The following is a 21419-nucleotide window of genomic DNA, read 5'->3' on the forward strand; positions in this document are numbered from 1 at the left end:
CGACCCGGTGAACCTTTCCGGACACCCCTAGCCGCGCAGGGCCCGCAGCGGGTTCGGCAGCGGCAGGTACCGCGCGTCCGCGCCGTCCGCCCGGGTCCAGCGCAGCAGCAGATTCGTCTTGGCCGGCAGGGCCGGGCCGTCAAGCAGGTCCCCGATCTCCGGGAGCCCGCCGCGTCCGGCGTCGTAGCGGAGGAACTCCTCGCGGACCGCCGGCCACACCAGCGCGGCCATGTCCGGATGCCGCTCGGCCAGGGCCCCCGCGACCTCGGCCAGGTGGTTGACGACCAGGCAGTACACGAGTCGCTGCCAGGCCGCCGCCCGCGGCAGGTCCGGCGGGAGCTTCACCCCTTCCGCGTCCCGGAAGAGCGCCTGCACCGGCGTCCCCTGGGCGTCGACCGCCACCAGCGTGTTCTGCAGGTGGGCCTCCAGCACGATCCCGTGCCGGGCGAAGAGTTCCAGCACCGGGGGCACGACATGGCGCAGATACGCCCGCCACCACCCGGCCGGGTCGGCGGTACGGCCCACCGGGCTGCCGTCGAAGCCCTCCGCGAGCGCGGCGGCCAGCAGCGGCGTGGCCCCCGGCTCGCTCTGCGCGTGCAGTCCGTCGCGGACCAGGACGGCGAGTTCCTCGTAGGCGAAGGCGGCGGTGCGGTAGCCCCGGTCGGAGAGCCACGCGGCGTTCGACCCCGAGGCCCGCAGCCCGGCGAAGGCCGCCACGACCGCGGCGTCGGTGCGGCGGAGTCTGAGCAGGTCGTGCCGCCACAGCCGGCGCACGTCGTTGGTGATCCGGACGTCGAGGCTGAACTTGACGAAGAGGTCCGCGGCCGGGTCCGGCACGTACAGGGTCCGGATCGAGGCGGTGGGCCAGGCCGGGAGCCGCCCCGGGCCGAGCCGCAGCAGCCGCCCGTCCGCGAAGGCCTCACGCACCTCCGGCCGGGCGCCGGCCAGGTCCAACTGCCAGGGGTGCGCGGGCAGCAGCCGGTAACCGGCGGGCGCACGCGGGCCGTCGAGGGCGACGGCGAGGGAGTCGATCGAGCGGGCGGCGGCCGGGCCGCCCTCCTCGACGAGCTGGTCTTCGCGCAGCCCCAGGAAGACCAGCGGGAAGCGGGCATGGGCCTCGGGGGCGTACGGCAGCCAGCTCGCGGCCGGCCCGCCGCCCCGGGCCTTGGGGGCCGGGTGGTGCGGATGCCCCATGACCAGGGACTGCTCGGAGAGGACGTACGGGTCCGCCGGGGGATCGGCCGCGGCCCGGGCGGCCAGCAGCGCGGCGACGGTGTTGCGGCTGTCGGCTATCTCGGCCGGCAGCTCGTCGTTGGAGGCGCCCGTGTACTGGCGCAGTTCGTCGGAGGTGAGCTTGACCAGTTCGGTGTGGCTGAGCGGATGCCAGCCGTCCACCGTGCGCAGTTCGGGGCGTACGGGCCGGCGCCCGCCGCCCACCCGCAGCAGCCGCCCGCTGCCGCGCAGCTGGTGGACGCCCTCGCCCTCGGGCCGGGCCGCCTCCCGCAGCAGGCAGTTCAGCAGCGGGGTCGCGGCGTACGCGTCGGCGGCGGCGTTGAGATCCACTGATTGCACCGGTCCCGTCGTCCATCGGGTGTGCCGGAGTTCGCAGGGTGTGCCACCGGCCGTGATCTTCAGTATCCGCGATGATGACGTGATCATCAGCTCAGGCGATGCGAGAGGAGCAGGGCCCTGGACCACAGCACGCACATCTCAGCCTCCCCGGCCGAGGAGGCCGTCGCCGGCGCTCTGGCCGACGGGCCGGCCGAAGGCCCGGCCGGCGCGCGCACCGCTCTCGGACCGGCGTACGCCGCCGCCCTGCCCGGTGCGCGCGCGGCCGTGCTGACCCGGCTGTGGCGGGCACTGGCCCACGAACCCCTGCCGTGGGTGACGGGCCGCGAGCGGGGTTCCGGTTCGCTGGCCCTGCGGCTGGCGGGGGGCGGGCGGCTGGAGGGGCCGCTGCCGGATCCGTACGCGACCGGGGCCTACGTCACCGAGGTACGCCTCGACGGCCGGCCGTACGGGCAGGCCGCGCGGCTGATGGCGGCGCTGGAGGTGGCGCACGGCTCCGAGTTCGCCGCCGAGCTGGACGACAGCACCGCCTCGCTGGCACTGTCCCGGGCCGGGCGGCCCGCCGTGGACGAGGCGCCGCCGCAGACCACGTGGCAGTGGGAGCAGCGGGTGGTCGACGGACACCCGTACCACCCCAACTGCCGCTCCCGGCCGGGCTTCTCGGTGGCCGAACAGCTGGCGTACGCACCCGAGCACCGGCCGGTCGTGGAGCTCGGGCTGGTCGCCGTACCGGCCGGGGAGTGCCTGGTCACCGGCGCCTGGCCGGCGGAGCTGCGCGACGGCGGGCGGCTCCTGGTGCCGGTGCACCCGTGGCAGGCGGAACACGTGCTGAAGCGGGAGGAGGTGCGCCCCGGGTTCGCGGCGCATCCGCTGATGGCCCTGCGCACCCTGGCCCCGGTCGGGGGCGGTGCTCACGTCAAGACGGCTCTGAGCACCCGGCTGACCTCCTCGGTGCGTGACATCTCCGTCTACTCCATCGAGACGGCCGCCGCGGTCTCCGCCTTCGCGCAGGCACTGGCCGAACGGCTCGACGGGCGCCTGCACATCACTCGCACCCTGGGCGCCGCGACCGCGTACAGCCCGGACCTGGCCGCCGTGCTGCGCGAGCCGCCCGAGATGTACGCCGGCACCGCCGCGGGCGAGCGGGTCGTCCCGGTGGCGGCTCTCGCCGGTACTCCCTTCGCCCGGTCGGCGCACTGGCGGGCCGCCTTCGCCCGCCTCGCGCTGTCGGTGTGCTTGCGGATACTGGACCTCGGTGTGGCGCTGGAGGCCCACGGCCAGAACCTCCTCGTGGTCCTCTCCCCCGCCGGCGCGCCGCTCCGGCTGGTCTACCGCGATCTCGCCGACATCAGGATCAGCCCGGCCCGGCTCGCCCGGCACGGCCTGCCGGTGCCCCCGCTGTCCGGCCGGCTGATCACCGACGATGTGACCGTGCTGCGGCGCAAGCTGTTCGGCTCGCTGCTGACCGGGGCCCTCGGGGCCACGGCGGGCTCGGCCGCGGCCCTCGGCGAAGACCTCACCCGGGCGGTGGCCGGCCTCCCGCCCACCGCGGACACCGAGGCCCTGCTGACCGGGCCGCTGCCGGCCAAGGCGCTGACCCTGATGCGGCTGAGCCCCGGCGTTCCGGGCGATCAGTGGGCCGAACTGCCGAACCCGCTGACCGGGAGGTGAGCGGCAGGGTGGGCGGCTACTGTCAAGAGACATGAGCGAGACCTCGTACCTGAATGCCGTACGGGCGTCCTACGACGCCGTCGCCGTCGACTACGCCCGGCTGCTCAGCGCCGAGCTGGGCCGCAAACCGCTGGACCGGGCGATGCTCGCCGCGTTCGCCGAGTACGTGCGCGGCCAGGGCGGAGGCGACACCGATGGCGGGGGGAGCCGGGCCGTCGCGGACCTGGGCTGCGGCCCGGGCCGGGTGACGGCCTATCTGGACGCCCTCGGCGTCCGCGCCTTCGGCGTCGACCTGTCTCCGGCGATGGTGGCGGTGGCCCGCCGGACCTATCCGGGGCTTCGGTTCGAGGTGGGCTCGATGGCCGCGCTGGACGTGGCGGACGGCGTGCTCGGAGGCGTCCTGGCCTGGTACTCCACGGTGCACACCCCGCCGGGGGAACTGCCGCCGGTGTTCGCGGAGTTCGCCCGGGTACTGGCGCCGGGCGGGTACGTACTGATCGCGTTCAAGGCCGGGGACGAGCGGTTCCGGCTGGAACACGCGTACGGCCATCCGGTGGACCTCGAGGTGTACTGGACCCCGCCCGACCGGATCGCGGCCCTGCTGGCCGACGCCGGACTCGCCGAGGTGGCCCGCCTGGTGCGGGAGCCCGACGCCCACGAGAGGTCCCCGCAGGGCTTCCTGCTGGCCCGCAAGTCCCCCGGCTCTGCCGGAACCCCTGGAACCCCTGGAACCCCTGGAGCCCCCGGATCCAACGGATCCCCCGGCGTCTAAGGCGTTCCGTCGGCGGGGCAGGCCCCGGGCACGCCCCCCCGGCGGACCAGCCGTCGTTACACCCGGCGTGGGCCGTTCGGGGGACAGCCCACGCTCCGTGGGCCCGCCTTCGCTCCGATCCGGCCGGACGGTGGCAGGAAAGAGGGATGAGCCTCCACCGCCGCCGGGTCCTGGGAAGCGCGGCCGCCGCCGTCCTCGCCACCGCCGGGGCGGCTCCGCGGCGCCGGGGCCCGGATTTCGGGGCGCTCGCCCGGGCCGTGGAAGGGCGGGTGGTACTCCCGGGCGACCGTGACTACGCCGAGGCCCGGCAGCTGTTCCAGCCCCGCTACGACTCCGTCGCGCCGGCCGCGGTGGCCTATCCCGCGCACGCCGGCGATGTGGCCGCCTGCCTGGACTTCGCCCGCCGGTCCGCCGTGCCGGTGGTACCGCGCGGTGGCGGCCACAGTTACGCCGGCTGGTCCACCTGCGCCGCCGGGCTCGTCATCGACACCGGCGCCATGGCGGCGGTCGTGGCCGACTGCTCCGGCGTACGGATCGGCGCGGGGGCCAGGCTCGGTGACGTCAACGCCTCCCTCGCGGGGCGGGGCCTGGGCATCCCGACCGGGCTCTGCCCCTCCGTCGGCATCGCCGGGCTCGCCCTCGGCGGCGGGCTGGGCCTGGCCTCCCGGGCGTACGGCACCACCGCCGACCGGCTCACCGGCGCACAGGTGGTCACCCCCGACGGGGTCGTCCGCGAGGCCGGCGCCGACCGGGACCAGGACCTGTACTGGGCGCTGCGCGGCGGCGGTGGCGGAAACTTCGGGGTGGTCACCGAATTCCGCTTCCGCTCCCACCCGGTCGCGGACTGTGCCTTCGCCGAACTGCACTGGCCCGGCGCCGGCTCCGCGGCAGTACTGGGCGGCTGGCAGCGCTGGCTGGGCGGGCTGCCCGACCCCTTCTGGAGCCAGGTCGAGTTCGTGGTCGGGGCCGGGCCCGCGGCCGTCCCCGCGGTCCGCGTGGTGTGCCTCGACGGGCGCGCCGAGCTGGAGCGGCAACTGACCCGGCTGTCCGACCTGGTCGGCGGGCAGCCGCAGGACAGCTGGATCGCCGTACGGAGCTACGGGGACACCGTGCGGGCAATGTCCGGCTGCCTGGAGCAGAGCGCCGCGCAGTGCCGCCTCCCGGGTCTGCTGCCCGGCCACGACCCGCAGGGGCGGCTGGGGCGGGACTCGTACGCCGCCCGCTCCGACTTCTGGACCGGCGGCGGGCTCACGGAGGCGGCGGTCGCGGCGGTGCTGGACGCCGTCCGGCGGTATCCGGCGGCCGTACCGCCCGGCGGGATCGGGGTGGTCCAGTTCGACGGGGTGTGCGGCGGCGCCGTGAACCGGGTGCCGGCCGCCGGGACCGCCTTCGTACACCGTGACAGTGCCTTCCTGGCGCAGTACCTCGCCTACTGGCCGCCGTCCGCGCCGGCCGCCGACGTGGCCCGCCATCAGGGCTGGCTCGACGGGCTCTGGCAGGACCTGCGCCCCTGGGCGAGCGGCCGCGCGTACCAGAACTACACCGACCCGAAGCTCGGCGGCTGGCGCGAGGCCTACTACGGCCCCAACCTGCCCCGGCTGGAAGGCGTCCGGCGGGCCTACGACCCCGGGCGCCTCTTCCGTTTCCCCCATGCCGTCTAGCCGGACACCCTCTAGGGCTGCCGTGTCCACGCCGAACACGACGAAGAGGAGCACGACATGCGACGCACGTTGACGGTGGCGGTGGCCACGGCCGCACTGATGCTGGTCGGCGGCCCCCTGCCGGTGGCCGAGGCCGGGGTCGAGGCCGTCCCCGGCCGCTGGTCCGCGCGCGAGGCCGAGGCCTTCTGGACGCCCGAGCGGATGGCCTCCGCCGCCCCCGTGGCGGCGCCGGGGGCTCCGACCGCCGCCGAACCCGGCACGGGCGAGGACTTCGACGGTATCCCGGTCGTCGGGCGGATGTTCGTCATGAAGGGCGCGGGCGCCTACTTCTGCACCGCGAGCGTGGTCGCCTCCCCGGGCCACGACCTCGTGCTGAGCGCGGCGCACTGCCTGCTGGGCACGGATGCCCGGCAGGTGGCCTTCGTACCGCTGTACACGCGCGAGGAACCGCAGCCGTACGGCATGTTCCCGGTCCTGCGCGATGCCGGCGGGCGCTCACAGGTGTGGATCGACCCGCGCTACCCGCGCGACGGGCCGGATCTGGCGGCCACCCTCGACGTGGCCTTCGCCCAGGTGGGACCGGATGCGGAGGGCCGGCCCGTGGAGGAGGTGGTCGGGGCGAACCGCCTGGTCGCCAATGCCGGTTTCACGCACCCGAGGGTCGAGCTGATCGGCTATCCGGCATCGGCCCCGCGGCCGCGCCGGTGCCAGAACCGGACGACCAAGTTCACCAGCACCGACCCCGGGATCCCCGGGTCGTTTCTGCGGATCGACTGCACCGGGTATCCAGGCGGTACCAGCGGCGGTCCGTTCCTCACGCACTACGACCCGTGGACCGGAACCGGCGACGTGGTCGGGGTCATCGGCGGCTGGAACACGGGCGGGAACACCGCCGACACCTCATACAGCTCCTACTTCGGCGCGGAGATCAGGAAGTTGTACGAGACAGCGGTTGCCGGGGCTGCGGTTGCCGGGGAAGCGGCGGTGTGACCACCCGCTCCCAGCGGGTCCGGCGCGGGTTCCCGACCGTGCGCGGGGTGCTCGGGAGCCCCTCGGTGGTCAGTGTGTCCGGCGGCGACAGGGCCAACTGGCGGCGCAGATCGGCCAGGGCGGCGTGGACCGGCCCGAGGATGACCTCCGCGCGGGGGTGGATGTGCGCGAGGGCGTGCGCGGTGGTCTCAATGGCCGCGTCCTCGGCCGCGGTCCGGCTCCACCCGCCGGGCCCGTCGGCGCGCCAGGGCGCGACGGCGTCGTAAAGGTGGCAGGCGGCATCGGCCGCGGCGTCGGCCCGTTCTCCGACGCCCGGCGCCGCGATGATCGGCAGCTCCATGCCAGGTCAACGAGCGGAGCCCGCCGGGGGAACGAACGGGGGCCGCCGGGGGAGCGAGCGGAGCCCGCCGGGGGAACGAGCCGCACCGGCCGGGGGAACGAACTGGGGCCGGGGCCCTCACCCGGCGCCCTCGCCCGAGGCCGTCACCCGGCGCCCTTTGCCCGGCGCCTCACCCAGCGCCCCGCCCGGCGCCCCGCCCGGCACCTCACCCGGCGCCCTCGCCCGGCGCCTTTCGCCTGACCCGGCCGGACAGCCGACCCCCGCCCGGTCCCATGCGGTCCGGCCGGCAGTGGACACTCCTCAGCGGATCCGCCGGGCCGCGGCGTGCGCCCCGGCGGTGGCCGCGGCGGCCAGGCCGAGCCCCTTCACGAGGTCGCCCGCCCGTGTCGGCCGCAGGACTCCGGCGCGGCGCAGCCGGCCCCGCGCCCACAGGGAGAAGGGGACGACGATCAGCGGGGAGGTGACCACGCCCGGGGTGTAGCCGCGGGTGACGGCGGACAGCCCGAGGTGCACGAGCCCGTGCAGGCCGAAACCGTTGAGGGCGGTCTGGTAGAAGGCGGAGCGCCCGCCGGTGCGGTGCCCGTCGGCGGCGGCAGCGGCGACGACGAGGCCCATCACGCCGACGGCGGTGGCGAATTCACGCCCGTCGACGTTCGTGAAGCGCTGCCACACCCGGTCGGGGACGCGCGGGTGACGCTCGCGCAGGACGGGCACCCGGGTGCGGGACCACCGCGCCATCGTGGCCACCTCCTCCAGATCGTGCACGGCCCAGGCGGCCAGCAGGCCTAAGGTCGCGGTGGTGAGGGCTGCGCCGCTCTTCGCCGGTGCGTTCGATTCGCTCATGAGGCCACAGTCTGCAGCCAGAGGGGCAGCAACAGGAGGGAAACCACTGACGACTTGATCACAAGGGAGGCGGACAGGTCCACTCCGACGTCGTAGCGCTGGGCGAAGATGAACAGGTTCTGCGGTGTCGGCATCGCGGCGAGCACGACGAGGTACGCGAGCCACGCGCCCCGCACCTCGAAGATGGCCTCGCACACCACCCAGGCCAGCAGCGGAAAGCCCAGGCACTTGCAGGCGATCAGGGCCAGCTCCTCCCGCGAGGTGCCCCGGACGTTCAGCCCCCGGCCGCCGAGGTGCAGGCCGAGGGCGAACAGGGCCACCGGGGAGGCGCTGTCGCCCACGAAGGCCGCCCCGTCCAGCACCACCGCCGGGACGTGCACCGAAAGCAGGTTGAGCAGGATGCCCGCGTTGCAGGCGAGGACCAGCGGGGTCGCGAGCGAGGCGCCGACGGCCCGCGAGAACCGGGTGCCGGGGCCGCCCGCGTCCGGGTCCGCGCGGCCCAGCTCCATGATGGAGATGACGACGAGCGACAGCACGCAGACCTGGAACAGCAGCACGGGGAAGATCGGTGCGGCCGTCCCGAACACGGTGATGAACACCGGGACGGCGAAGTAGGCCGTGTTCACCTGCACTCCGGCCATCACGCGCAGCGCCACGGCACGGGGCTCCCGTATGCCGTAGGCGGCCGTGGCGAGGACGACCGCCAGGACGGCGAGGCCGGCCGCTGCCGCGTAGCCGCCGATCGCCCGCCAGTTGAACAGGGCGCCGAGATCGCTGGCGTAGATGTTGCCGAAGAGGTAGCAGGGGACGGCGAAGAGGAACGCGTAGTCGGCGAACACCTTGGAGGCCTCGGCCGGGACGGTCTTGCGGCGTGCGAGCAGCACCCCGCCGAGGAAGGCCAGCAGTACCGGCACCAGCTTCTCGAGTGCGGCTGCCCCGCCCATGCGTACCGGCTCCCCCGTGATCGACCGCGAGCAGCCTACCCGTACGCCTCTCGGGGGCCCGATCGCGCATAGGCTGGACCGCCTGAACGACCCGGCCGAGGAGGCCAGTTGACCATTCGCGTGATCATCGTCGACAACCAGGCCATGGTGCGGGCGGGGTTGGCCGCACTGCTGTCGGCGCAGGCCGACATCGACGTGGTGGGCGAGGCGCCCGACGGGCGGGAGGGGGTGCGGGTCTCCCGCACCATGCACCCCGATGTCGTGCTGGCGCCCTCGGCTCGGCGTCTCGTGGGGCGAGGGGCGGATCGGGCGGCGCGGGGCCCGGCTGCTTCTGGTGGGCGGGGCCGTGCTGTTCGCGGCGCTGCTGATGGTCTTCCACTACCCGGCGTCGATGGTCGGCGTACCGGGCGAGGTGCGGACCAACTCGCACCCGCCGTCGCTGCTGGTGCTCGCGCTGGCCTCGGCGCAGTCAGGGGCCGCGATGCTGCTGCGGGAGCGGCTGGCGCGGCGGCTGGCCCGGCCCGCGCTGTGGGCCCCGGTGGTCGTGATCAACCTGTGTGCGATGACGATCCTGTGCTGGCACCAGACGGCCATGCTGGCGGCGGCCGTTCCCGGCTCCTTCGTGGGCGAGCTGACGGGTCTGACGACGGCGCCGGACAGCCTGGGCTGGATCGCGGCGCGGCTGGCGTGGATGCCGGTGTTCGCGGCGCTGCTGGTGCTCATCGCCCGGTACGCGCGCCGGTTCGAGCAGCCGTGGACCAGGGCCACGGCGGTACGCCGGACCGCGGCGGGGCTACTGGCCGCGGGGTTCGCGGGGTTCGCGGGGTTCGCGCTGGGGCTGGCGTGAGGCCTGTCGGCGTCAGGCGATCGAGGCCGCGACGATGGCGGCCACGGCGAGGTTGCAGGAGGCCGAGACCCAGACCGCCGGGTGGGGCTCCGGGTCGACCACTATGGCGCCCAGCCGGCCCGGGGTCACCCAGTCCAGCACGAGGAAGGCCACCGCCATCAGCAGCAGACCGAGCAGGCCGAAGGCCGCGGTGGAGAGCAGGCCCTTGCCGAAGTCGTCGTACGTCGTCCAGATCGAGGTGAACACGATGCCGCCGATGCCGAGCAGCGCGGAGCTGAGCAGGATGGCGGCATTGCGGTTGCGGTCCTCCCAGATCTGCTTCGGGAGCTTCCCGGGCGTCAGCACGTCCACGAGGACGATGCCGAGGATCAGCAGCACCAGGCCGATCGCGCCGAACGCGCTGGTGCGGCCGAGTCCGTTGATGATGTCGCTCATGGGGAAGCCTGTCTTCGCGAGATGGGACGTACGGGAGTTGCCGTCGGGGGCTGGCCGAATCTATCGCACGGCCTTGCGACGGACCATGGGGAGGTCAGTACATGGCAAAGGTCAGGGCGGCGCGGAGTGATGAGGCGGAGGCGCTGACCGGGCTGGTGATGCGGTCCAAGGCGTACTGGGGGTACAGCCCGGAGTTCCTGGCCGCCTGCGTGCCCGAGTTGCGGATCCGCGGCTCGGACGTCGCGGCCCGCCGGATCGTAGTGGCCGAAAACGGGCGCGGGGTGGTGACGGGAGTCGCCTCCCTGGAGGGGCACGCGCCGGAGGGCGAGCTGGGGCTGATGTTCGTGGAACCGGCGGCGATCGGGCAGGGAGTGGGGCGGCTGCTGTACCGGGACGTGCTGCGCCGGGCCGCCGCACTGGGCATGCGCCGGCTGCGCATCGACGCCGATCCGCACGCGGCGGGCTTCTACCGGGAGATGGGCGCGCGGGAGATGGGCGCGTCGGCTCCGGCCGAGGGCACCGGAAGCGGCCTGGTGCGGTTCGAGGTGGCGCCCGCCCCGCTCGCCGGCTGGGCGCGGGCCTGGACCGGTGGCCGTCCGGCCGTGCACGTGGGCAATGTCGCCGAGTTCAATGCCCAGTTCGGCGATGCCTCCCTGGACCGGGAGCAGCGGGCGGCGCACCACTACGCCTGCCTGGCCGCCTTCTACAGCCCGGAGCCCGCTGCCCTGGTGCTGCCGCGGGCGGTGCCGCCGGGCTGGATCGAGCTGGTGTGCCGACAGCTGGGGTGGGCGGGGGTGGAGGTCTACGACGGCCTGGTGGAGGGCGGCGGTCCCGGGCTGTCGGACGCGGTCCGGGCCCGGCCTGCCCTGGCCGCTCGGCTCACCGTGCCCGGGCTGCCCCTCGTGGCGTGGGGGCGGACGGCGCCGTTCGCACGGCTTCAGGGCCGGCCGTGGCGGGCGCGCGCACTGCGGTACGAGTCCAAGTCCGCGGCGCACACCATGTTCGCCAGGATCCTCTCGACCGGTGACCACCCCGGGATCACGCTCCCCGCACAGTGGCGGGCCGGCACCAGGCGGGCAGCCGTGCGCCTGGTTTCCGCGCGGGCGAAGGCCGGCGAGAGCACTGTTCTGAAATCGGAGCACGGTGTCGGAGGTTCGGGCACCACCGTGCTGACGCCCGCCGGGGTCCGCGCGGCCGGCGGCGCCCGGGCCGTGCTGCGGCGGCTGCCGCGCGGGCCGCTGCTGGTGGAGGAGTACGTCCACGGCCCGGCGGAGGGCGAGGGCGGGGGCGGGGGCGGGCCCCGGGATCTGACGTACGACGGGTTCGTGGACGAGGCGGCCCGGGTGCACGAGGTCGGCGGGGCGGTGATGGATGTGGAGGGCGTCGGGTACCGCGGGGCCACCGTGGGGCCCGGGGTGGTGCCCGCCTGGGCGGAAAAGGGGCTGCTCGGCTTCGGCGAGGCGGTGGGCCGGGAGCTGGCGGCCGCCGGCTACCGGGGCTGGTTCGACGTGGACTTCGTCGCCGACGGCGCGGGGCGGCTCGCGCCGACCGAGACGAACCTGCGCCTGACCGGGCCGTCGATCGCCTTCATGGTGGCGGCCCGGCTCGACGCGCTGCGGGGCGCGGGGCACTTCGTACGGATCGCCGACCGGGTGGAGCTGGGGGCGCGCCTGCCCGACGCCCAGCTGGCAGAGCTGTGCACGGCCATGACCCGGGGCTGCGCCGAGTTCGGGGCGGTGTTCGTCCCGGCGATCCCGACCGGGGCCTTCGAACCCGCGCCCTGGCTGGGCGTACTGGTGGCCGCGCACAGCAGGGAGGCGCTGGACGCGGCCGAGGCGCTGGTTCGGGCGGAGGCGCTCGGGGTGGGGGCGGCGTTCGGCCCCCTGGAGCGCGGTCAGTCGTCGAAGTCGAAGGCGGAGGCGGAGGCCGGTGCTTGGGAGACGTAGAACGCCACGATGCCTGCCGCGATCATCAGGGGGATGTTGAAGGCGTAGACGAGCGCGGCCTGGCGCGGCCAGTCCTGCTTGGCGGCGAGCCGGTAGAAGTTGTCCTGGGGCCACCAGGCGACGAGCAGGTAGACCACCGCCAGGTGCGCGGCAGTTGTGAGGGCGCGGCCGCGGCCCTGGCGCCGCATCATGGGGCGCCCGCCCAGCAGGAACAGCAGCCCGGTGGCGAAGGCCGCGCCTTCGAACAGGTAGAGGACGAAGAAGAGGAACGCCCAGGGGCTGGGCACACCGGTGAGGTCGGTCGATCCGGGCCAGATGCCTTTCGCGAGCACAAGGAGGACCAGGCCGGCGAAGGCCAGTACGAGGGCCGCGCAGCCGCCCACCCACGCGTCGGCGAGCCCGCCGCCGGCCGAGGGCGCGTACTTGGCGGCGCGGACGGCCTGCGCGTCCGGCTTCCCGAGGAGTGTGGGCTGCGGCAGGGCGGTGCGGTTCTCCTGCCCGGCCCGGTTGCGCGGCAGGGTGCGCAACCGGATCACGGCGCGCGGGGTCTCCTCGAAGAGGAGTCTTCCTGCCAGGTGGTCGCGGAGTTTTTCGATGTCCGGCAGGTCCGCGCCCGGGGGCCAGGCCGGTGCGTCGGGCGGCGGGGCGAGGTAGGCGACGAGCCGTCCCGGACGCACGCTGCCGCCGCGGCCGCCTCCGCCTTGGACCTCGGCCACGATCACGGAGCCGACGTCCTGATGGCCGCGGATGACGGATTCCAGGCGGTGCGGGTCGAGGCGTTGGCCGTCGAGGGTGATCCGGTCCCGGATCCGGCCGCCGAACTCCAGCAGTCCGTCGGGGCGGAGTCCGGCGAGGTCGCCGGTGGGGATCGGGTCGCCGCCGTCGGGCGGGGTGAGGCGTATCTCCCCGTCGCGGAGGTCCACCCGGCAGCCGGGGAACGGGGTGCCGAGCAGTGAGAGTTGCTCGGGGTCGTCCAAGGGGCCGGGCAGCTGGGGCAGCTCGAACCAGGTGCCGGTGCCCGCGGCCTCGGTGGGACCGTAGACGTTGAGCAGCCGGGCGCCGGGCCGCAGCCGGGCCTGGAGGGCGGCCTGTTCGTCGAGGAAGAGCCGGTCTCCGGTGACGGTGACCATGCGCAACGACCTCAACGCCGAATCGGCTTGGCCCAGGGCGCTCGGGCGGGAGGCGTTCGGGCGGGAGGCGTTCGGGCGGGGCGCCTGCGCGTGCGGCGCGGTGTCGTCGCGTATGAGCAGCCGGGCCGCTCCGGCCGGGTCGGTGTGGACCACGGTGACCTGCTCGTCCTCGACGGCGCGGCGGATCGCGCGGGGCGTCCAGGGTGAGCGCTCGGGAACGGCGAGCGCGGCGCCGGAGCACAGGGCCCGGGTCCAGCCGGCGGCGAAGCCGGTGACGTCCGGCCCCGCGGTGATCAGGTGCCGGTCCTCGGGGGTCAGCCGGGCCACTTCGGCCCAGGCATCATGGGCGGCGAGCAGGCGCTGCCGGCTGACGGGAACGGGGCGGGGTTCGGCTCCGCCGGTGAACAGGACCGCGGCGGTGGGCCCGGGCACGGTTCCGGCCGGCGGTGTGGTGGGCCGTGCGGCGATCTCGGCGGCTTCCGCGCCGAGGCGGATCGCCCGCAGGCCGCTGCCGTCGTCGAGCCGGGCGTGCCCGGCGGCATGCGTGAGCAGCACGTAGGGCGATATCCGGGCGAGCTGCCGACGCCCGGTGCCGGGGGCCTCGACGTCGATGACCGCGTAGGCTCCGCCGGCCTTCAGGGCGGCGAGAAGGGCGATGACGATTTCGGTCTGCCGGGCGGTGCCGATGGCCACCAGGCCGCCGGCCGGCAGTCCGGCGTCGATCAGATGACGGGCCAGCTGGTTGGCGCGCGCGTCGAGCTGCCCGTAGGTGAGACTGTCCGGGCCGGCGATGACCGCGCGCGCCTCGGGAGTGTCCCGGGCGCACTGTTCGAAGCGGTGCAGGACGGTGTCGGCGGTCAGCCGACCGGTGTGAGCGGACTCTGATCCCTGCGTCATGTCCCGATGATGCCACCGCGCACTGACAGCGGAGGAGGTGCGCGAATTTCCCTGCGATGTCCCTCCGATATGCCTCTGACGGGCGGGAGTTGGGGAAGGGAGCGGGCGGATCGGACCGAAAACATTGACCTCAAGCTTGCTTGAGGTCATACCGTTCGGGTCATGGACATGGAAGTCACCGCTTGGACATCGCTGCACAGCGCGATGAACGCCCAGCAGGACCGGCGCCCGCTCTCCCGGGCGAGCCTGCGCCGGGTCGCCGCCTTCGCCCGCCCGCATCGCCGCGGGCTCACCTTCTTCCTGCTGCTCAGCGTGGTCACGGCGCTGCTCGCGGTGGCCACCCCGGTGCTCGCAAGCCGGGTCGTCACGGCGATCGTCGACGGCCGGGACTCCGGCACGGTCACCCGGCTCGCCCTCCTCATCGCCCTGATCGCGGTCGCCGAGGCGGGGCTCGGCCTGCTGACCCGCAGACTGTCGGCCACCCTCGGCGAGGGGCTGATCCTGGATCTGCGGACCGCGGTCTTCGACCACGTGCAGCGGATGCCGGTGGCGTTCTTCACCCGGACCCGGACCGGGGCGCTGGTCAGCCGGCTCAACAATGACGTGATCGGCGCCCAGCGGGCCTTCAGCAACACCCTCTCCGGGGTCGTCGCCAACACCGTCACCCTGCTGCTGACGCTGGTCGTCATGCTGAGCATCTCCTGGCAGATCACCCTGCTCGCGCTGGTGCTGCTGCCCGTGTTCGTGCTGCCGGCCCGCCGGATGGGGGCCAGGATGGCGGCCATGCAGCGGGAGGCCTCCACCCTGAACGCCGCGATGGGCACGCAGATGACCGAACGGTTCTCCGCCCCCGGCGCCACCCTGGTCAAGCTGTTCGGGCGGCCCGCCGACGAGTCCGCCGAGTTCGCGGCCCGGGCGGCGCGGGTACGGGACATCGGGATCCGTACCGCGATGGCCCAGTCGGCCTTCATCACCGCCCTCACCCTGGTCTCCGCCCTCGCCCTCGCGCTCGTCTACGGGCTCGGCGGGTACTACGCCCTGCGCGGGACCCTGGACGCCGGGGCCGTCGTGGCCCTGGCTCTTCTGCTGACCCGGCTGTACGCCCCGCTCACCGCGCTCGCGGGCGCCCGCGTCGAGGTGATGAGCGCCCTGGTGAGCTTCGAACGGGTCTTCGAGATCCTCGACCTGAAGCCGCTGATCGCCCAGAAGCCGGACGCCCGCCGGGTGCCGGACGGCCCGGTGGCGGTGGAATTCGACGGGGTCTCCTTCGGCTACCCCTCCCCCGACAAGGTCTCGCTGGCCTCACTGGAGGAGGTCGCCACCCTCGACGCCCGCGGCGGTACGCAGGTACTGCACGAGGTCTCCTTCCGTGCCGAGCCCGGCCAGATGATCGCGCTGGTCGGCTCCTCGGGCGCCGGCAAGTCCACCATCGCGCAGCTGCTGCCCCGGCTGTACGACGCCGACGAGGGCGCCGTCCGCCTGGGCGGCGTCGACGTGCGGGACCTGACGGCCGACTCGATCCGCGAGACGCTGGGCATGGTCACCCAGGACGGCCACCTGTTCCACGAGTCGGTACGGGCCAACCTGCTGCTGGCCCGGCCGGAGGCGAGCGAGGCCGACATCTGGGAGGCTCTGCGCCGCTCCCGCCTGGACGGCCTGGTGGCCTCCCTGCCGGACGGTCTGGACACGGTCGTCGGCGAACGCGGCTACCGGCTGTCGGGCGGGGAGCGCCAGCGCCTGACCATTGCCCGCCTGCTGCTGGCCCGGCAGCGGGTGGTGATCCTCGACGAGGCCACCGCCCACTTGGACTCCACCTCGGAGGCCGCGGTGCAGGAGGCCCTGGGCGAGGCGCTGGCGGGCCGGACGGCCGTGGTGATCGCGCACCGGCTGTCGACCGTCCAGGCGGCCGATCTGATCCTGGTGGTCGAGGACGGCCGGATCGTGGAACGCGGCACGCACACCGAGCTGCTGGCCGCGAGCGGGCGGTACGAGGAGCTGTACCGGACCCAGTTCGCGGCGGCCGACAGTGCGCCGGGCGGCGCGGTACCGGCCCCGGGAGCATGATGGCCGACGGGCCCCGGTCCCGCGGCCCCTGCCGATCCTGGAGCATGCGATGGACATCAAGCTGGAGCTGGTCGCCGTCCCGGTGACCGATGTCGACCGGGCCAAGGCCTTCTACGAGAAGGTCGGCTTCAACGCCGATCACGACGTCACCGTGAGCGAGGAGGTCCGCTTCGTGCAGCTGACCCCGCCGGGATCGGCCTGCTCGATCGCCCTGGGCAAGGGGCTCACCCGGATGGCACCCGGCTCCCTGGACAACATGCAGGTGGTGGTCACCGACATCGAGGAGGCCTACGAGGACCTCAGGGGGCGGGGCATCGAGGTGACCGAGATCCAGGACATGCCGTGGGGGTCGTTCGTCTACTTCTCGGACCCGGACGGCAACGGCTGGGCCGTCCAGCAGACGAAGCCGCGCACGGCCGCCGGCTGAATCCGCCGGCGCCGTCGGTACGGGGACACGTGCACCCGTACCGACGGCGCGACCTGACCTGACCTGACCGGCCCGGCCCGGCCCGGCCCGGTCAGGTCAGGTCAGGTCAGGTCAGGTTCGTCCGGTCCGGGCTCAGTCCTCCGGGTCCAGGAACACGATCCGCCGGGCCGGGCCGCCCGGGCTCTGCGCGGTGGCGGCCGCGAACCGCCCCGCCGGGACGGCGCGCTCGCGGCCCCAGGTGCGGATCTCCTCGATCTGCTCGGGGTTGTTCCGGCTGAGCGGGACCGTATTGGCGAAGGTGTCCAGGACGAACGCGGGCCTCAGGTTCTCCGTACCGCCGCCGAGGTAGACCTCCGCGCCGACGTCGTGCAGCGCCGCCTCGATGTCGGAGCCGGCGAAACCCTCGGACAGGTCGACGAGCCGGGCCAGCTGCTCCGGGTCGGGGTCGGTCTTCAGATAGCGGCGGTAGTAGATCCCGATGATCTCCTCGCGGTCCTGCGCGTCCGGCAGGTCCACGAAGAAGAGCTCGTCGAAGCGGCCCTTGCGCAGCAGCTCGGGCGGCAGGCTGCGGACGTCGTTGGCGGTGGCCACGACGAAGGAGCGCGACTGGGACTCCTGGAGCCAGAAGAGGAACTGGCCGATGATCCGCTGCGGGACTCCCGTCCCGTCGCCCGCCCCGGCCAGGCCCTTCTCGATCTCGTCGATCCACAGCACGCAGGGCGCGACCCGGTCCGCCGTCTCCAGGGCCTCCCGGAACCGGCCTTCGGACTCACCCAGGTACTTGCCGTGGATGGAGCCCATGTCCAGCCGGTAGAGCGGGAGTTGCCACTGCGCGGCGATGGCTTTCGCGGACAGCGACTTGCCGCAGCCGGGGACGCCGACGAGCAGCACCCCGCGCGGCGGGCGCAGGTCGGTGGCGCGCAGGTCGGCCTGGAGCAGCCTGCCCCGGCGCTCGAGCCAGTCCCGGAGGTTGGACAGCCCGCCCACGGCGTAGTCGGCGGCCTTGAGCGGCACCTTCTGGAGGCCGGTCAGGTCGTTGAATATGCGGTCCTTGGACTGGGCGAGGACGAGGACGTCGTCCTCCTCCACCGAGCCCTTGGCGGCGACCGTCGCCATCAGGTTGATGGCCTCGCCCTCGGTCACGCCGACGAGGAACTCGGCGGCGCGGCGGGTGTGCTGCTCGTTCCAGGCGATGGGGATGTGGCCCCGGTGGTCGCCGAGGAAGGCGGAGAGGGTCGCGTACATCTCGTCGGCGTCGGGCGGATCGAGCTGGAGGCTCATGCCGAGCCGCTGGAGGCCGCTCCACACCGGGCTGTCGGTGATCAGGATGATGCTGCCCATGTTGGTGTCGGCGAGGCGGGCGAGCTCGGCCACGTGCCGGGTCAGCGGGGTGTCGGCGTCGAGCTCGTCGGGCTCGACGAGGACGAGGGTGGCGTTGGGGCGGGAGGTGAACTGGGTCGCCGCGAACTCCATGGCCCCGGTGAGCGAACGGTCGTCCATCAGCGGTGCGTTGGTGCGCAGGTCCCGCAGTCCGGTGGCCCGGGTGTAGATCCAGAACGGCATGTTGCTGCGGCGAGCGTGGGTGGCGGCCGTACGGACCAGGCGCAGCGCGCGCTGCTGCTCGATGGTGCGCATGCAGATGACCGGTACCCGGGCGGAGATGTAGCTGTCGAGATCGCGGTGGCATTCGGCGTAGTTGGGCATGGGGCGGGTCTCCGGTCAGTCAGTCGGTCATGATGCGGCGGCGGGCCGGCCCTGCCGGGTCGTACGACCAGCCCTCGCCCGGGGCCGGGGCGGCGGCCGCGGCGCCCGGGCCGGCCGTGGTCAGCGGGTTGTCACGCAGGGTGCGACGGCGCCCGTCGATGAACTGCCGGTCGGCTCCGCCGCGTTCGGCCCGGTTCAGCATGTCCTCCAACTGCTGCTGGAGGCCCACGATCTGACCGGCGACCAGTTTTCCGAGCTGCTCGCGCAGGTCCTGCGGCAGGGAGGGGTGCGCGGCCAGGGCACGGATCGTGTCGAGCCCGGTGCGGGACTGGACCAGGGCCCTGCCCGCCCCGAACTCGTCGGCCGCTTCCTCCAGGGCTGCGGTCAGGGCGTCCGCCCAGCTGCGCAGCCGGCGGTCGACGGCCGCCGTGAGCTGGTTGACCAGCCGGACCCAGGTCTCGTGGTGGTAGTCCTCCTGGCGCAGGCGCGGCAGCAGGGCGGCGGCCTCCCTGGTGCCCGCCGCGCCCTCCTCGCCCCAGCGGCGCAGGTAGTCCGTCCAGGTCTGGTAGTCGCCCCCGTGGCCCCAGATGCCGTTCAGGACTCCCCCCGGGTGGCGCCGGGGCGCCGGATCAGCTGCTCGCCGGGGGGCAGCGGGGACCATTCGGGCAGCCCGTCCACGACGCGCCGAAGCCGCGCGGTGGTGCGTTCGTCGGCGGGTTCGGCGCCTGCGGCCCACAGCCGGCGCGACGGCGCCCCCTGTCCGACCTGGCCGGGGTTCGGGGTGCTCATGACTGCCTTCCTTCGCGGGAAACGATGCGGCCGCCGAACGGGGAGTTACCCTCGGCCGCGGTGGACAGCGACTCGATGAGCTCCCGTACCCGGCCCTCGACGGCGTCGGCCTCGGCGTAGCCGCTCTGCCAGTGTGTCAATTCGGCGGACGCGCCGACCAGTTGGTGGAGCGCGTCGCGTTTGGCCTCGTCGAGCAGCAGCCGCGCCGAGTCCTGCACCTTGCGCGCCTTGGCCAGGCCCTGGCTGATCACGATCGCGGCGACGCCCCCGACCAGCAGGGGGATCACCACGGTCGCGGCCGTGCCGATGGCGGAGCCGATGAACAGGCCCAGTACTGCGATGAGTACGGCCACCGCCGCCTTTCCTCCCCACCGGTATCCCAGGGCGGCCAGGAACGGCGCGGTGTGCCGGTCCCAGTGGTCGCCGAGGTCCTTCTGCAACTCGGGCAGCGGGGTGCGGAACGAGCCGCCCCATTGCGGGAGGGTGAACTGCTGTGCGGCGCCCACCGGGTAGGTGGCGTCGAAGCGGGCCCACACGTCCTGCGGCACGGCGGCCCGGTAGTCCGCGGAGAAGCCCTGGTGGGCGTGGTGGAACCAGTCCCGGCAGGCGGCGACGGCGAGCCGCCGGGTGGCCTGCGAGGTGCCGATCGCGCCCGGGTTGAGGGCGGCGGTGCTCTGCACGGTCAGGTAGTCGAGGCTCTCGTCGTACGAGGCGGCGTCGGCGTCCGCGACGGCCTGGGCCCGGGCGGTGTCCCCGTCGTGGGCGACGACCGCCTGCTGGTAGGCGAGGTCGCGGCGCAGGGGCAGTTCGTCGTTGTCGTACTCGGAGACCAGCCGGTCCAGGATGTCGTCGACCGCGTCCTCGATCCGGCTGGACGGCTTGTGCTCCGCGCTCATGATCGCCGTGTACTTGTCGAGGATCACCTGCTGCGTGCGGGCGGCGGAGAGCACCTGGCCGAGCTGCGGCCACTGTGGCGACACCCGGAAGAGGAACGGGAACTCGTCGCCGGTCACGGCCGGGCACAGCGTGCCGAGTTCGGCCCGCCAGCGCTCGATCTGGGCGTTCTGCGCGTCCATGTCGCTGCCGAGCAGCTCGCGCCACTCGTCCATGGAGTCCCGCAGCATGTCCCGCCCTGCCGCGCCGAACGCGCCCTGGGCCACGGATTCCAGGATGACGGCGAACTCGCGGCCGAGCCGGGCCGGGTCCTGGGCGAGCAGGTAGTGGCGCAGCCAGCGCGTCGACTCGGCGTGTCGGCCCTGGCGGCGCAGGACGAGGGCGAAGAACAGCGAGGTGCGGTCCGGGGAGCGGCGGAAGCACTCCTGGACGGCGCGTTCGCACAGGGCGGGGTCGTCCGAGGACCAGGCGGCGAGCGCCACGAGCGCGGGGGCGAGCCAGTAGCGCGGGGTCTGGAGCATCAGCTGGTCGCCGACCATGCGGACGGTGTCCTCGGAGACCAGCCCGATGTCGAAGGCCTGGAGCATGCCGACGGCGGTGCGCCGGACCACCTTGTGGTGGCCGAACTCGTGGTCGAGCTGGTCCTGGATGACGCCGACCCTGGTTTCCGCGCGCTGGAGGGCGGCCGTCAGCCGGGCCTGGGCGACGAAGGCCGCGAACTCGTCCCGGAGTTCTTGGAGTTCGGTGCGGGTCTGCTGCTGCTTGGCCTCCACCGAGGTGACCTGGCCTGAGACGTGGCCGAGTTGTTCGGCGACCTGGATGACGAGCCGGTTGACCTCGGCGACCTTGTTGTGGAGCGAGTAGTCGATGTCCGTCACAGCCAGTTCTCCGATCGTCCGCTGGGCCGTACCACCGACCCGTTCGCCAGGACGGGCAGCACCAGCCCGTCGGAGTACACCTCCACGCACGCGTAACTGCCGTTGCGCGCGAGCATCCTGGCGTCCGCGAACGGCGGGGGCATCACATCGCCGGGTGTGTAGTGCGTGAGGATGGCGCCGGAGAGGTCCAGGATGTGGTCCACGTAGGGCGGGCCGAGCCAGCACTTGGCCACGTAGCCGATCGGAGCGGTGTGGTGCTGCACCTCGTACTGCTCGCGGATCCACTCGGCGAGCTGCCTGCGGGCCGTCTCGTCCAGCCCGGCGTCGAGCCGGGACAGGGCTTCGAGCAGCTCTCCGGAGCGGTTGCGCAAGCGGTCGGCGAGCCGGCCCTGGGCGCCTGGGGCGTGTGTGGCCGCCGGCGCCGGGCCGGTTGTCTGCTGGAGGTCCTGCGCCGGTCGCACGACACGGCGCGGACGCTCTATGTACCCCATGGTCTCCCCGGTTTTCATGAGCGGAGCACGCAGGCTAATGACGTTGCGTCAATCATGCGACCGCAAAACGGATTCGAGCCACGGGTGACCCGGAAGCGACCTCGATACGACCGGTTTCCGGCCGGTC

18 protein-coding genes and 2 pseudogenes are annotated in these 21419 nt (G+C 73.9%); 9 read left to right on the top strand and 11 right to left on the bottom strand.

The window, feature by feature from the left end; all coding sequences use genetic code 11:
• Positions 1 to 27: 27 nt before the first annotated feature.
• Positions 28 to 1659, bottom strand: coding sequence for an IucA/IucC family protein (locus J7I97_RS22020; RefSeq protein WP_214937535.1), 1632 nt, complete (start codon positions 1657 to 1659; stop codon positions 28 to 30).
• 87 nt (positions 1660 to 1746) lie between these two features.
• Here J7I97_RS22020 and J7I97_RS22025 point away from each other — a divergent pair, with 87 nt between their 5' ends.
• The 4 genes from J7I97_RS22025 (at position 1747) to J7I97_RS22040 (ending at position 6663) form a co-directional block, all read left to right on the top strand.
• Positions 1747 to 3240 (top strand): IucA/IucC family protein, encoded by a 1494-nt coding sequence (locus J7I97_RS22025; protein WP_214937803.1) that lies wholly within the window; start codon positions 1747 to 1749, stop codon positions 3238 to 3240.
• Between the two features lie 31 nt (positions 3241 to 3271).
• On the top strand, positions 3272 to 4012 hold the full coding sequence (locus tag J7I97_RS22030) for a class I SAM-dependent methyltransferase (protein ID WP_214937538.1): 741 nt from the start codon (positions 3272 to 3274) through the stop codon (positions 4010 to 4012).
• A 146-nt stretch (positions 4013 to 4158) separates the two neighbouring features.
• A complete protein-coding gene (locus J7I97_RS22035; RefSeq protein ID WP_214937540.1) occupies positions 4159 to 5673 on the top strand; it encodes an FAD-binding oxidoreductase in 1515 nt (504 codons plus the stop codon).
• A gap of 57 nt (positions 5674 to 5730) precedes the next feature.
• Positions 5731 to 6663 carry a hypothetical protein gene (locus tag J7I97_RS22040; RefSeq protein WP_214937543.1) on the top strand — a complete coding sequence of 311 codons (933 nt, stop codon included), beginning with the start codon at positions 5731 to 5733 and terminating at the stop codon, positions 6661 to 6663.
• Here the strand turns inward: J7I97_RS22040 and J7I97_RS22045 are convergent.
• The 3 genes from J7I97_RS22045 to J7I97_RS22055 form a co-directional block, all read right to left on the bottom strand.
• Positions 6602 to 7003, bottom strand: a complete 402-nt coding sequence (locus J7I97_RS22045) for a hypothetical protein (protein WP_214937545.1) — start codon at positions 7001 to 7003, stop codon at positions 6602 to 6604. The two genes, J7I97_RS22040 and J7I97_RS22045, sit on opposite strands and share 62 nt — an antisense overlap.
• A 300-nt stretch (positions 7004 to 7303) precedes the next feature.
• Entirely contained in the window at positions 7304 to 7846 is a 543-nt protein-coding gene (locus J7I97_RS22050) for an HXXEE domain-containing protein (RefSeq protein ID WP_214937547.1), read from the bottom strand.
• Positions 7843 to 8790, bottom strand: coding sequence for an AEC family transporter (locus tag J7I97_RS22055; protein ID WP_214937549.1), 948 nt, complete (start codon positions 8788 to 8790; stop codon positions 7843 to 7845). Before J7I97_RS22055 ends, J7I97_RS22050 begins: the two co-directional genes overlap by 4 nt.
• A 108-nt stretch (positions 8791 to 8898) precedes the next feature.
• Here J7I97_RS22055 and J7I97_RS38745 point away from each other — a divergent pair.
• Together J7I97_RS38745 and J7I97_RS22060 are read left to right on the top strand one after the other, a co-directional pair.
• Positions 8899 to 9057, top strand: a pseudogene (locus J7I97_RS38745) (response regulator transcription factor); the annotation flags it as partial.
• Between the two features lie 7 nt (positions 9058 to 9064).
• Positions 9065 to 9637, top strand: a pseudogene (locus J7I97_RS22060) (acyltransferase); the annotation flags it as partial.
• A gap of 12 nt (positions 9638 to 9649) precedes the next feature.
• Here J7I97_RS22060 and J7I97_RS22065 read toward each other — a convergent pair.
• A complete protein-coding gene (locus J7I97_RS22065) occupies positions 9650 to 10072 on the bottom strand; it encodes a DUF350 domain-containing protein (RefSeq protein ID WP_214937551.1) in 423 nt (140 codons plus the stop codon).
• A gap of 101 nt (positions 10073 to 10173) precedes the next feature.
• Here J7I97_RS22065 and J7I97_RS39970 point away from each other — a divergent pair, with 101 nt between their 5' ends.
• Complete coding sequence (locus J7I97_RS39970) at positions 10174 to 12018, top strand: GNAT family N-acetyltransferase (protein WP_308369267.1); 1845 nt, start codon at positions 10174 to 10176, stop codon at positions 12016 to 12018.
• On the opposite strand, the gene J7I97_RS22075 is transcribed toward J7I97_RS39970, so the two are convergent.
• Positions 11967 to 14045 carry an AMP-binding protein gene (locus J7I97_RS22075; RefSeq protein ID WP_214937553.1) on the bottom strand — a complete coding sequence of 693 codons (2079 nt, stop codon included), beginning with the start codon at positions 14043 to 14045 and terminating at the stop codon, positions 11967 to 11969. The genes J7I97_RS39970 and J7I97_RS22075 overlap by 52 nt on opposite strands.
• Before the next feature lie 162 nt (positions 14046 to 14207).
• On the opposite strand from J7I97_RS22075, the gene J7I97_RS22080 reads away from it, so the two are divergent.
• Both J7I97_RS22080 and J7I97_RS22085 read left to right on the top strand, forming a co-directional pair.
• Positions 14208 to 16109 carry an ABC transporter ATP-binding protein gene (locus tag J7I97_RS22080; RefSeq protein ID WP_214937556.1) on the top strand — a complete coding sequence of 634 codons (1902 nt, stop codon included), beginning with the start codon at positions 14208 to 14210 and terminating at the stop codon, positions 16107 to 16109.
• Between the two features lie 49 nt (positions 16110 to 16158).
• Positions 16159 to 16536, top strand: a complete 378-nt coding sequence (locus tag J7I97_RS22085) for a VOC family protein (RefSeq protein ID WP_214937558.1) — start codon at positions 16159 to 16161, stop codon at positions 16534 to 16536.
• A 132-nt stretch (positions 16537 to 16668) separates the two neighbouring features.
• On the opposite strand, the gene J7I97_RS22090 is transcribed toward J7I97_RS22085, so the two are convergent.
• From J7I97_RS22090 to J7I97_RS22110, 5 genes are read right to left on the bottom strand one after another with little or no spacing between them, the layout of a single operon-like run.
• A complete protein-coding gene (locus tag J7I97_RS22090; protein ID WP_214937560.1) occupies positions 16669 to 18240 on the bottom strand; it encodes an AAA family ATPase in 1572 nt (523 codons plus the stop codon).
• Positions 18241 to 18259: 19 nt separating this feature from the next.
• Positions 18260 to 18901 (bottom strand): hypothetical protein, encoded by a 642-nt coding sequence (locus J7I97_RS22095; RefSeq protein ID WP_214937561.1) that lies wholly within the window; start codon positions 18899 to 18901, stop codon positions 18260 to 18262.
• A complete protein-coding gene (locus J7I97_RS22100) occupies positions 18835 to 19029 on the bottom strand; it encodes a hypothetical protein (protein ID WP_214937563.1) in 195 nt (64 codons plus the stop codon). The genes J7I97_RS22095 and J7I97_RS22100 overlap by 67 nt, the downstream gene beginning before the upstream one ends.
• Positions 19026 to 20801, bottom strand: coding sequence for a hypothetical protein (locus tag J7I97_RS22105; protein WP_214937565.1), 1776 nt, complete (start codon positions 20799 to 20801; stop codon positions 19026 to 19028). Before J7I97_RS22105 ends, J7I97_RS22100 begins: the two co-directional genes overlap by 4 nt.
• Positions 20798 to 21310, bottom strand: a complete 513-nt coding sequence (locus J7I97_RS22110; RefSeq protein WP_251050998.1) for a hypothetical protein — start codon at positions 21308 to 21310, stop codon at positions 20798 to 20800. Before J7I97_RS22110 ends, J7I97_RS22105 begins: the two co-directional genes overlap by 4 nt.
• Between the last annotated feature and the right edge of the window lie 109 nt (positions 21311 to 21419).

The organism is Streptomyces sp. ISL-87 (assembly GCF_018614095.1).
GTDB lineage: Bacteria > Actinomycetota > Actinomycetes > Streptomycetales > Streptomycetaceae > Streptomyces.